General features: G+C 44.2%; 14 protein-coding genes. 8 read left to right on the top strand and 6 right to left on the bottom strand.

The window, feature by feature from the left end:
• Nucleotides 1-335: 335 nt before the first annotated feature.
• The 3 genes from ACTRWI_RS21200 to ACTRWI_RS21190 all read right to left on the bottom strand — a co-directional run bounded on the left by ACTRWI_RS21200 (nt 336) and on the right by ACTRWI_RS21190 (nt 3040).
• Complete coding sequence (locus tag ACTRWI_RS21200) at nt 336-1469, bottom strand: flagellin (protein ID WP_499133713.1); 1134 nt, start codon at nt 1467-1469, stop codon at nt 336-338.
• A gap of 120 nt (nt 1470-1589) precedes the next feature.
• Entirely contained in the window at nt 1590-2513 is a 924-nt protein-coding gene (locus tag ACTRWI_RS21195; RefSeq protein ID WP_499133712.1) for a Dyp-type peroxidase, read from the bottom strand.
• A 65-nt stretch (nt 2514-2578) separates the two neighbouring features.
• A complete protein-coding gene (locus ACTRWI_RS21190; protein ID WP_499133711.1) occupies nt 2579-3040 on the bottom strand; it encodes a DUF2919 domain-containing protein in 462 nt (153 codons plus the stop codon).
• A 109-nt stretch (nt 3041-3149) separates the two neighbouring features.
• Between ACTRWI_RS21190 and ACTRWI_RS21185 the strand changes: the two genes are divergently transcribed.
• Nucleotides 3150-3494 carry a DUF2956 domain-containing protein gene (locus ACTRWI_RS21185; protein ID WP_499133710.1) on the top strand — a complete coding sequence of 115 codons (345 nt, stop codon included), beginning with the start codon at nt 3150-3152 and terminating at the stop codon, nt 3492-3494.
• A 12-nt stretch (nt 3495-3506) separates the two neighbouring features.
• Entirely contained in the window at nt 3507-3839 is a 333-nt protein-coding gene (locus tag ACTRWI_RS21180; RefSeq protein ID WP_128159720.1) for a DUF4156 domain-containing protein, read from the top strand.
• An 88-nt stretch (nt 3840-3927) separates the two neighbouring features.
• On the opposite strand, the gene ACTRWI_RS21175 is transcribed toward ACTRWI_RS21180, so the two are convergent.
• Entirely contained in the window at nt 3928-4176 is a 249-nt protein-coding gene (locus tag ACTRWI_RS21175; RefSeq protein ID WP_499133709.1) for a helix-turn-helix domain-containing protein, read from the bottom strand.
• Nucleotides 4177-4381: 205 nt separating this feature from the next.
• Between ACTRWI_RS21175 and ACTRWI_RS21170 the strand changes: the two genes are divergently transcribed.
• The 4 genes from ACTRWI_RS21170 to ACTRWI_RS21155 all read left to right on the top strand — a co-directional run bounded on the left by ACTRWI_RS21170 (nt 4382) and on the right by ACTRWI_RS21155 (nt 6912).
• Nucleotides 4382-4729 carry an ArsC family reductase gene (locus ACTRWI_RS21170; protein ID WP_499133708.1) on the top strand — a complete coding sequence of 116 codons (348 nt, stop codon included), beginning with the start codon at nt 4382-4384 and terminating at the stop codon, nt 4727-4729.
• 112 nt (nt 4730-4841) lie between these two features.
• Nucleotides 4842-5978, top strand: a complete 1137-nt coding sequence (gene dapE, locus ACTRWI_RS21165; protein WP_499133707.1) for a succinyl-diaminopimelate desuccinylase — start codon at nt 4842-4844, stop codon at nt 5976-5978.
• Between the two features lie 44 nt (nt 5979-6022).
• Entirely contained in the window at nt 6023-6697 is a 675-nt protein-coding gene (locus ACTRWI_RS21160) for a M15 family metallopeptidase (protein WP_499133706.1), read from the top strand.
• Nucleotides 6698-6705: 8 nt separating this feature from the next.
• Nucleotides 6706-6912 (top strand): DUF2897 family protein, encoded by a 207-nt coding sequence (locus ACTRWI_RS21155; RefSeq protein WP_499133705.1) that lies wholly within the window; start codon nt 6706-6708, stop codon nt 6910-6912.
• A gap of 124 nt (nt 6913-7036) precedes the next feature.
• On the opposite strand, the gene bamC is transcribed toward ACTRWI_RS21155, so the two are convergent.
• Nucleotides 7037-8083, bottom strand: a complete 1047-nt coding sequence (gene bamC / locus ACTRWI_RS21150) for an outer membrane protein assembly factor BamC (RefSeq protein ID WP_499133704.1) — start codon at nt 8081-8083, stop codon at nt 7037-7039.
• A 49-nt stretch (nt 8084-8132) separates the two neighbouring features.
• The gene (gene dapA / locus ACTRWI_RS21145) at nt 8133-9011 is read right to left on the bottom strand and encodes a 4-hydroxy-tetrahydrodipicolinate synthase (RefSeq protein WP_499133703.1); all 879 of its coding nucleotides are present in this window, start codon (nt 9009-9011) and stop codon (nt 8133-8135) included.
• 375 nt (nt 9012-9386) lie between these two features.
• On the opposite strand from dapA, the gene ACTRWI_RS21140 reads away from it, so the two are divergent.
• Together ACTRWI_RS21140 and bcp are read left to right on the top strand one after the other, a co-directional pair.
• On the top strand, nt 9387-9929 hold the full coding sequence (locus ACTRWI_RS21140) for a glycine cleavage system transcriptional repressor (protein ID WP_499133701.1): 543 nt from the start codon (nt 9387-9389) through the stop codon (nt 9927-9929).
• 12 nt (nt 9930-9941) lie between these two features.
• Nucleotides 9942-10412 carry a thioredoxin-dependent thiol peroxidase gene (gene bcp, locus ACTRWI_RS21135; protein WP_499133700.1) on the top strand — a complete coding sequence of 157 codons (471 nt, stop codon included), beginning with the start codon at nt 9942-9944 and terminating at the stop codon, nt 10410-10412.
• The last annotated feature ends 39 nt before the right edge of the window (nt 10413-10451 follow it).

Here is a 10451-nt window from a genome sequence, read left to right as displayed (position 1 = left end):
TGTCATCGCTGAAACGTTGGTATTTACATTCACTGCCATGGTGATTTCTCCAATTGATTTTCCGGTATTGCGGTTTCCGACGTCTCGGAAAACCAAGTAGTTCTCTCAAAGTTACTTTTAATAACGGCATAACTGACGAAACCTTTAGGAAAAAAACAATAAAATTAAAGAAATAGCGACAAAGAATAGGAAAGCGTGACTGGTAGTAAAATTATCAAAAAAAGATAAGAAAAAAGCTAAAGTTGTCGAGAAGTCAGTCGAGCGATGTTTTGTGTTTTAATTAACCAAAGAAGCCAAATAAACTGAAATGGTGTTATGAGATTTAAAGTAATTGATTAACCTAACAAGGTTAAGGCAAGGTTAGGTGCTTGTTTCGCTTGAGCCAGAATGGTGGTGCTCACTTGCTGCAGAATTTGCTGCTTTAGCATCTGAGTCGTTTCCTTGGCGTAATCGGTATCTTTGATTCGACTGTTTGAGGTCGCCAAGTTTTCATGAACATTTTCAAGGTTGTTAATGGCGTGCTCGAAGCGATTTTGCATTGCGCCTAATTCAGAGCGATGGCTATCCACGTACTTCATCGCGGTATCTAAAATAGAAACAGCACGCTGCGCCCCCCCCACATCCGTCACATTGATGTCATTCACCGACTCATAGTAACCCGCTGACATCGACAGTTCACTCGCGAGTGAACCAGAGAAAGAGATAGTGCCAGAGGTATCTTCACCAGACATGTAGATTTGAAGCTGCCCATCATCATTAACCGAAGCTGAGACCAGATCCGTTTGACCATTGATGTAGGTCGCCAACTCTTCAATGTCATCGCCGACTTTCGCATTAATGGTGATCTCTTGAGGCTGGCCAAAACGATCGGTAAACGACATCGTCATATCATTCTGATTTGATTTCACTGCCCACGAGTCATTGGCCATGCCATTAGCGACATAACTAAAACCACCCATGTTGATGTCATCGGTACGCATACTTTTGAGGCCGATTTGTACCGCCTCGCCAGAGCTACCACCAATCTGAAATGACGTACTACCAAAATTACCATTGAGAAGTTTTTTGCCACCAAAAGATGTAGTCTCTGCAATACGATTAAGCTCATCGTTTAATGCGGTAATCTCTTCTTGAATGGCCGTTCTTTCCGACTGACTGTTCGAACCATTACTCGCTTGCAGTGACAAGTCACGCATACGTTGCATGATATTAGTGTTTTCGTTCATTGCGCCTTCGGCAGTTTGCATAATTGATATACCATCATTCGCATTTCGAATAGCGACATCAATACCACTCATCTGCGCTTCTAAACGGTTGGAGATTTGAAGACCTGCAGCATCGTCTTTGGCGCTATTAATACGACTCCCTGAAGCCAAGCGCTCCAAAGATTGGTTCAGCATGTTGTTGGCATTAGAGAGATTCCTCTGAGCCACCAACGCTGAGACATTAGTATTAACAGTTATCGTCATAGACCTACACGTACAAAAAGATGAATTACACTCACTATTGCTTTTATATCGACCAATTCAGATAAAGCTTTAATAAAAAAGGAGCCCTAAGGCTCCCTTTGTTTATTATTTTGAGACGTCTTACTTAATCGTTAATGCGCTCAACATCACAGTTGAAGGAGCGAAGTAGTAAGCACCTGTCACTGCCTTAGTAAAGCGAAGCAGTTGGTCTGTTTTGCCATCGGTTACGCCGTACATGCTCTCTAACATCGCATCAAAGTTATGACGAACGTTACAGTAAGCAATGAACAATAAACCATGGTCGCCCGTTGCTGTGCCGTAAGGTAGGCTGTGCCGAACGATCTTAAGGCCTCTCCCCTCTTCTTTGATATCTACACGACCAACGTGAGACGCCGCAGGAACATCATCTAGCTCGATTGAGTCAGGCTTAGTACGACCAACCACTTTTTCTTGCGCCGATACGTTCAATCGATTCCAAGCTGGCAGGTTATGAACAAAACGCTGCACCATCACGTAGCTACCACCTGCAAATTCGCCTTCAGGAACAATGGCAACTTCCGCGCGTTGTGCATCTTTCGGGTTTTCAGTACCGTCGACGAAATCCGTCATATCACGAGAATCTAGGAAGCGGTAACCGTAAGTTTCATCAACCACTTCAACGTCTGCCGCTACTTCAGATAGCAATTTACGTAAGATGAAGAAATGCAGATCGTGTCGGTTTGAATGGCAATGAATTAACACATCAGCTGGCGTGCTAGGTGCTGTAACATCGCCTTCGCCAAGCGCTGGGAAGTCGATCAGATCAGTAGGAGCTGCTTGCTCGAACTTGTCCCAAAACGCCTTAGAGAACGCAACTGAAGCCGTCAGGCTCGCATCTGGTTGAGTTTGGTTTAGTTCTTCGATTAGCGCTGGAATCTTTTGAATTTCTGCTAATACATTAGCAGTGTTAGCATTCACTTTCAGTTGAACGTAAAGAGCGAAAGGCCCAGCTTCAGGCAAAATAGCACTTTGAACGTTAGTCTGCTCATTTGAGACATTAAGCATAGATTATTCCTTCCAGTTTTAGCTTCTAAGTATAATTGTGAATGGGACAAATGTTTTGATGATAATCAGTCTTCGTGCTCAACCACTTTAAAACAATCCCTTGCTGCATGGCTATTGGTTAGATAAAGCGCTAACCACAGCAGTAACAATAGAGTCAGACCATTTGACCAACGGAACCAGCCGTTATCCAAATAGATTAAATAAATCGTATGGGAGCCCTGCGCTAAAATAGCAGCCATGGTCACCCAACGTCCCCATGACACCACTTTATTGAGGCGCTTTCTCTCTGGAGTTCTTAGTCCGAATAACCACATCAGTAACAAGCTAGGGACACTCAGGGCAATCCCAACATAAAACATGTGATGATCCGGATAGATGATCTCGAGAATATCGGTTCCAGACTCTCTACTTGCACCTGCAACGATGAAAACGACGAGAGCTTTCGCAAGAAATAACCAACCTAACCATAATAAGATTGGCGCCTTTAAGAAGCCGTGCTTGTCGTATTGTTCTATGGAGTACCGCACAAATCTCACTTTCACTTGTTTTCAAACCAACACTTTAACGCAAATCATTCATACTTAGTTAGGTTTACGTTATCTTATTGGTTAATACGTTTTAATTATCGAGCTCAGTATGAAAAAGAAAACGAGTACCCCATCTATTGAATCTCAACAAGAGGCACTGAAGATAGCCAAGGCGACTCAAAGACCCGCTCAAACTAAAGAACAAACCAAATTGATTGCTCAGGGTATTGAGAAAGGCATCGCGCTTTATAAAAAACAACAGAAAGAACGTAACCGCCAAGCAGATAAAGCAAAGAAACGCGTACAAAAAGAAAAGCAAACTCAACAAGCGGCGATAGAGCAAGAGCACAATGCAACAGCTAGTGTTGAAGCGACATCAAATCACTCAAGTAAATTGCCATGGATACTATTAATCGCGAGCTGGGTAGGTTTTGCGATTTATTTGATGCCATAACAGGACTAACGTATGAAAAAGGAATGGATGGCACTAGCAGTGAGTAGCATGCTGTTGGGATGCACCACACCCACTTCAGTACCTCATGATGAGGCCGACAGTGTAAGAATGGATTATCACGGCATCATTAATATCGACCAGTGTGAGTATAAAGGGGAAGTCACCGGAAGCGAAGGCCATTGGTACAGTTACCTATTTTACCCGAATGACACCTTGATTCAGGGTGCGATGAATGAGCTTAAAACCAACGCGATCCAGCTTGGTGCAGATACGGTCATTTTTACACTACCTCAAGATTTTTCAACTTCGGTTACCATGCTTGGTACCGCTTATCTTTGTAAGTAGCTAGTCTCTCTTTTAGCCGCACCCAAAAAGAAAGCCAGCTTTCGCTGGCTTATGCACTAAATCCAAGGCTTGTTGCTATATCGCCTTTTCATTCGAGAACCCACTGACTGTCAAATGGTCCCCAGTCGGATAACTGGTAATAGCCATCATTATGACGTCGCCCATCTTGAACAAACATAAGTTCGATACCAATCCCCGGTAACGCCTTGAGTACATCTTGAATAGTACGACGAGGCCAACCCATTTTTTCGATGAGTTTAGGCACATCTGGCCTATCAAGGCTTTCAACTAACAATGCTAAATATAGCCGCCTTGCAAAATCAGGACTCAACTCCATTGACACCTCCTATATATGTGCAACTCAATTATTTCTTTTTTCGCTGACAACATGTTGAGGCTAATCAATAAGTCTCCAATAGTGACATTTTCTTACTGTTTTTTTTCGTTTAATGAAATATTCCTCACTCTATTTTGTCTGAATTGCCGCTTCCTGATAGGATTCAATGCATAACAATGAAAAAAAATCACCCAGAGGAAGAATAATGACTATCACAATGTTTGGTATCCAAAATTGCGACACGATTAAAAAAGCAAAGAAATGGCTCGAGGCTGAAGGTATCGAGTTCGAATTTCACGATTATCGCAAACAAGGCATCACTGAAGAGTTGGTAACAAGCTTCTGTTCAGAGCTTGGCTGGGAGCGAGTACTAAATAAACGTGGCACGACTTATCGTCAGCTTTCTCAAGAGCAAAAAGACACGTTAACAGAACAAACGGCAATCACTCTGCTTGTTGAACAACCAGCGATGATCAAGCGCCCTATTTTGAAAGTCGATGGCAAACTTCACATCGGCTTTAAAGCTGACCAGTACGCGGCTATTTTTGCGTAATCAGCAATTTGCGTAATAAGCAACATTAGCACAGATAACAAGGCGTTAAACTTACTCTGTTCAACGCCTAAAATTAATGACTCGACGTTTTATTTAAACAAGGAATTCAAGGATGACTGATAGCCCAACTCTGGCTCTGGCAAAAAATCTCATTAGCCGCCAATCGGTAACACCTGAAGACGCTGGCTGCCAAGAGCTAATGATTAATCGCTTAAAAGCACTCGGTTTTGAAATCGAAGTAATGGTATTTGAAGATACGACGAACTTTTGGGCGCGCCGAGGTACCGAAGCACCTCTGTTTGCTTTTGCAGGCCACACAGACGTGGTACCAGCCGGTCCAATCGAACAATGGAACACCAAACCCTTTGAGCCAACCATTGTTGACGGCTACTTATTCGGCCGTGGTGCGGCAGACATGAAAGGTTCTCTGGCTTCAATGATTGTTGCTGTTGAGCAATTCATTGAGAAATATCCAGACCATTCAGGCTCAATTGGCTTCCTTATCACCTCTGATGAAGAAGGCCCTTTTATCAACGGTACTGTACGTGTTGTTGAAGCTCTAATAGCACGCGGTGAGAACATCGACATGTGTATTGTGGGTGAACCGTCAAGCACAGAGTTTGTAGGCGATGTGGTGAAGAACGGCCGTCGTGGCTCTATCACTGGTGACCTAACCATTAAAGGTACGCAAGGTCATGTTGCCTACCCACACCTAGCAAATAACCCAGTACATAGCTCTCTGCTGGCAATTCACGAGCTAGCGACGACGGAATGGGACCAAGGTAATGACTACTTCCCACCAACCAGTTTCCAGATCCCGAATGTGAGTGCTGGTACTGGCGCGTCTAACGTGATTCCAGGTGAGTTTAATGTTCAGTTTAACCTACGTTTTAGCACAGAGTTAAGCAATGACGTTATCGTTGAGCGCGTAACAACAACGCTCGATAAATACGATTTCGAATACGATCTTAAGTGGACCTTCAATGGCGACCCATTCCTAACAGACGCAGGCTCATTGCTTGATGCAATTGTTGATTCCGTTGGTCACGTTAATGATGTTAAACCGGCACTGCTGACAACTGGCGGTACGTCTGATGGTCGCTTCATTGCCCGCATGGGTGGACAAGTGGTTGAACTAGGTCCTGTAAACGCGACCATTCACAAAGTTAACGAATGCGTGAAAATAGCGGATTTAGAGAAACTAACCGACATGTACGAAAGAACGTTAGTGAACTTGTTCGCTAAATAGATCTTTCCTCGCGAAGTATCACTTCCAAACATTAGAGATTCGTTATGACCCCAGAGCAGCTTACCGGACAATCAGATTCTCACCTGGTACCGACACTAATTGGTACTAAGATCTTCTTGGTGCATAGTAATGTTATCGATGACCTAAGCAGTTTGGTTGAAGCTGCTCAGCTTGCTGGTTTTAAAATGGAGATCGCCAGTGGCTTTCGTGACTATGAAAGGCAATCTCTGATATGGAACCGCAAGTTTTCTGGTGAAGCCCCTATCTTAGATTCAGATAGCCAACCACTTGATGCTTCAAGACTCACTGAACATCAAAAGCTGTCGGCGATTCTGAGGTGGTCAGCGCTTCCTGGAGCGAGCCGCCACCATTGGGGTTGTGACTTCGATGTGTTTGCTCGTAACCACCTTCCAGAAGGTGCACAGCTGCAATTAGAGCCATGGGAATACCTTACTGGCCACCAGCAAGCGTTTTATCAGTGGCTCTCTGCTAATGCTGCAAAATTTTGCTTCTTTTTCCCGTATAGCCAAGACCTTGGTGGTGTGGCGGTAGAGCCTTGGCATATTAGCCATCGTAACGTTTCGGAGCTGTGTTTATCACAGTTATCTCCCACTTTACTTGGCAAGCAGCTCAAATCTAAGCCAGTATTAGGGTATGAGATTATTATGGAGCAGCTAGACGAGATCTATGCGCGCTTCGTAGCGAACATCAGCCATTAGGAGCGCTTATGTTGGAGTGGCTTACAAAACCTTGGGTTATTATCATAATCGTGGTTAGCGTTGTGGTAGCTAACATCGCAGCTCTAAAACAGACCGCTAATATGGATCTCGGACAAAAAAGGCGTGGAAAAAGGGAGAATGACTTGGAAAAGCTCAATCGTCTAGATAAGCAGAACCAGGAAAAAGCTCAATCAAAAGAGACCAAAGATAGCTGATCTTGCGGTCAAACGAACACAAAAAAGAGGACACTATGTGTCCTCTTTTTATTTGTTTACGCTGAAGCATTGGCTGAACTAAAAGAGTCGATTTTCCTCAGCTCTCCAGCCTATCAAGCTTTACTTACTCAGCTTCCGCGGCTTTGTCATCTTTGGTTTGGTCCGCAACGTGTGCTAGAACAGGAACCAACGACTTAAGCAGCTTCTCTTCTACTGGCTTACCTGATGCATCCGTCACGTTAATTGACGTTCGGTTGCCAAGATCACCAAACAAGAAGTTATAAGTACCTGATTTTAAGTCAACCGGTTGCAAGCCAACTTCTTCCCAGAACTCATCATCAAGTGAAGCGTATTTAGCTTTCACTGTCCCTTGAGACTGGTTACGTTCTTCAAGTTCAAACCCCATAGACGGTAATAAGGTTGGCAAACGCTGCCAGAATACGTTGTATGGAGTCCGAGCAATGATCACTGGTAAACCGCTACGATCGGACCCCATTGAGATTGGAATACGCTTCACTAACTCTTGCGCTTTCAGCGCTGCTTCAGCACGTAAGTTTTCATCGTATTTAGCCATCACTAAATTGGTTAAGAAAGCGTTGTAACGTTCTTTGTTGGTTGCCGTTACCGGCTTATCTTTATTACCTTCACGCCAGTCGATAAGATTAATCTTGAAGCCATAACGGTTGTTCGCTTGGAAACGGGAGATGGAGTATCGGCTGCCGATCTCTACGTCTTCGTCCTCAGAAACCCAAGTAACCCAATCGGTCTCAATCTCGTTCTCTGACTGCTCTCGAATACCAATGCCACGCTGAGCTAACATGTCGACAGCCGTTTGCCACACTCGGTCTGCCTCTTCTGCGCGAAGCAGCCACAACGTTACTTCACCATTTTGACGCTCAGTACGAGCACCAGGGATCAATTCAAGCACCTGCTGCGGTGGGCGAATATCCACATCACGCCCTACACCACCGCTGAATTCACCGCTTGGAATGTCAAAGTTTGGGTAGAACTGAGGCTGAGCTTCTTCAGGCAACTGCCACTGTGAAAACTCAGGCGTTTCTAAGTATTCGAAATCATCTTTGGCTTGACGACGTTGAGTCGGGCTGCCAGAACATGCTGTAAGAACGAAAACAGCCAGTGACCCAATCACTAGCTGGTGAGAATACTTCATTTATACTCCTAAATGCCGAAGGTTCACTTCGGCATCACTTCATACGTTTTTAGTAAATACACGCTTCAGTCATTGCTTGAGCAACAACAGGTTGAGCTGGTTCTGACAGTTCAGTCAGAGGCAGACGTAAGCCACCTTCAGCGATCAGACCCATTTTATGAACCGCCCATTTTACGGGAATAGGGTTAGACTCAACGAACAAATTCTTATGTAGAGGCATCAAACGCTCATTGATCGCTTCTGCTTCTGAAAACTTACCCTCTTTCGCAAGTTTGAACATAGTAGCCATATCCGCCGCTGCAACGTTATTCGTTACAGAAATCACACCATCACCACCACGCTTAACAAATTCTAGACCTGTTAAGTCATCACCACTTAGTAAGATAAAATCTTCGCCACAAAGTTCACGGTGAATTGCAATTCTGTCGAGATCACCCGTCGCATCTTTAAGTGCAACAATGTTTTCGATCTCAGAAAGGCGAGCAACTGTCTCTGGTAATAGGTCTACAGCTGTACGACCTGGTACATTGTATAAAATTTGAGGAACATCACTTACTTCAGCAATCGCCTTGTAGTGTTGATACAAGCCTTCTTGAGTCGGTTTGTTGTAATAAGGTGTTACGCTCAGGCAACCCGCAATACCAGAACCGTTCAATAAACGACTGAATAGCACTGACTCGTGCGTCGCGTTTGCGCCAGTGCCAGCAATGACAGGGATACGGCCATCAGCAAATTCGACGACTTTATTAACGACTTTAACATGCTCTTCAATAGTGAGTGTTGAAGACTCACCGGTTGTGCCAACCGCAACCAAGCCATCACTACCAGCAGCAACATGGTGTTCAACCAACTTTTTAAGGCTGTCGAAATCCACTTCGCCGTCTGCATTAAATGGCGTCACTAGCGCAACGATACTTCCTGAAAACATGTCTATCTCCGTTAATTTATTCTTTTTGCATGTTACTGTAAGCCAATCAATAAACACAAGACATTAAAGTGGCTTAGCGGCAACATCGGTATGAAATATTGTCGTATGTTTGAGGTAAAACGGCTTATAGCGCCATTCAGCCTAAAAATTTGTATAACTTGGGCTTAATCTAACGGATAGGAAAACCGTCAATGTCAATATCAGGTAAGCTGTACAGCCATTCGACAAACTTGCGTTTCCGCGGTTTAGATATTCTTATCATTTGTTGACTGTTAGACGCAAGGTGAGTCATAAAAAGCCCCGCTTGCACGCTTATTCCTCCTGCTAACTGTGCTAACATGCATAAATCAATGGAATATATAGAGACGTGATTTTATGACTCAACATCTAGTAATCACAGCTGTGGGCACAGATCGCCCAGGTGTTTGTAACCAAGTGGTTCACTTGGTCACTCAATCAGGCTGTAACATTATTGATAGCCGTATCGCCCTGTTTGGCGAAGAATTTACGCTTATCATGCTGCTGTCTGGTAAAGCAAACAACATCACCCGTGTTGAAACCACCCTGCCCTTGCTTGGCCAAGAGCACGACTTGATTACGATTATGAAGCGAACCTCTCCGCATGATGTGGTAGAGAACTCCTACACGCTAGAAGTGTTCGTTGAGTCAGATGACAAACTCGGCTTGACCGAGCAGTTCACACAGTTCTTCGCGGACCGAGACATCGGCCTCGACTCGCTGAGCGCACAAACGATCAATAAATCTAAAGTCCAGCTCGACAACGACCAGTTCCATATCTCTATTACCGCTTCTGTGCAGTCAGAATGTAATTTGATGCAGCTACAAGAAGAATTCAACTCGCTGTGTCAGTGCCTATCAGTCGAAGGCTCTCTCAACTTTATTAAAAACAGTCTTTAAAAAGGAAATATCATGAATACGCTAACGGCTGGTGTTCCAGCACCTGCTTTTTCTCTTCCGGATCAAGATGGCAATATCGTATCTCTTGGTGACTTCAAAGGTAAAAAAGTACTTTTCTACTTCTACCCAAAAGCAATGACTCCAGGTTGTATCGTGCAAGCAGAAGGCCTGCGTGATATCAAAACACAGCTGGATGACCTAAACGTGGTTGTTCTGGGTGTCAGCATCGATCCAGTGAAACGCCTACCTAACTTCATTGAGAAGAAATCTCTAAACTTCACACTGCTGTCTGACGAAGACCACAGTGTTGCTGAGCAGTTCGGTGTTTGGGGCGAGAAGAAATTCATGGGCAAGGTTTACGATGGCCTGCACCGTATTAGCTTCCTAATTGACGAAGAAGGTCAGATTGAACACGTCTTCAACAAGTTCAAGACTAAGACTCACCACGAAGTGGTTCTAGAGTACTTCAACCAAGAAGCTTAATATCTGTTGAGGTGAGCTAGACTTACTACCAACTAAGAT

It is taken from the genome of Pseudoalteromonas sp. G5_S1_14_S5 (assembly GCF_054968605.1).
Note: the sequence above shows the minus strand (reverse complement) of the source record. Positions and strands in the feature narration are given on the sequence as shown.

Coding starts and splice junctions, on each gene's coding strand:
- bcp (WP_499133700.1), top strand. CDS start 9,942: ATGAATACGCTAACGGCTGGTGTTCCAGCACCTGCTTTTTCTCTTCCG.
- ACTRWI_RS21140 (WP_499133701.1), top strand. CDS start 9,387: ATGACTCAACATCTAGTAATCACAGCTGTGGGCACAGATCGCCCAGGT.
- ACTRWI_RS21175 (WP_499133709.1), bottom strand. CDS start 4,176: ATGGAGTTGAGTCCTGATTTTGCAAGGCGGCTATATTTAGCATTGTTA.
- dapA (WP_499133703.1), bottom strand. CDS start 9,011: ATGTTTTCAGGAAGTATCGTTGCGCTAGTGACGCCATTTAATGCAGAC.
- ACTRWI_RS21180 (WP_128159720.1), top strand. CDS start 3,507: ATGAAAAAGGAATGGATGGCACTAGCAGTGAGTAGCATGCTGTTGGGA.
- ACTRWI_RS21195 (WP_499133712.1), bottom strand. CDS start 2,513: ATGCTTAATGTCTCAAATGAGCAGACTAACGTTCAAAGTGCTATTTTG.
- ACTRWI_RS21160 (WP_499133706.1), top strand. CDS start 6,023: ATGACCCCAGAGCAGCTTACCGGACAATCAGATTCTCACCTGGTACCG.
- ACTRWI_RS21185 (WP_499133710.1), top strand. CDS start 3,150: ATGAAAAAGAAAACGAGTACCCCATCTATTGAATCTCAACAAGAGGCA.
- ACTRWI_RS21170 (WP_499133708.1), top strand. CDS start 4,382: ATGACTATCACAATGTTTGGTATCCAAAATTGCGACACGATTAAAAAA.
- bamC (WP_499133704.1), bottom strand. CDS start 8,083: ATGAAGTATTCTCACCAGCTAGTGATTGGGTCACTGGCTGTTTTCGTT.
- ACTRWI_RS21200 (WP_499133713.1), bottom strand. CDS start 1,469: ATGACGATAACTGTTAATACTAATGTCTCAGCGTTGGTGGCTCAGAGG.
- dapE (WP_499133707.1), top strand. CDS start 4,842: ATGACTGATAGCCCAACTCTGGCTCTGGCAAAAAATCTCATTAGCCGC.
- ACTRWI_RS21155 (WP_499133705.1), top strand. CDS start 6,706: ATGTTGGAGTGGCTTACAAAACCTTGGGTTATTATCATAATCGTGGTT.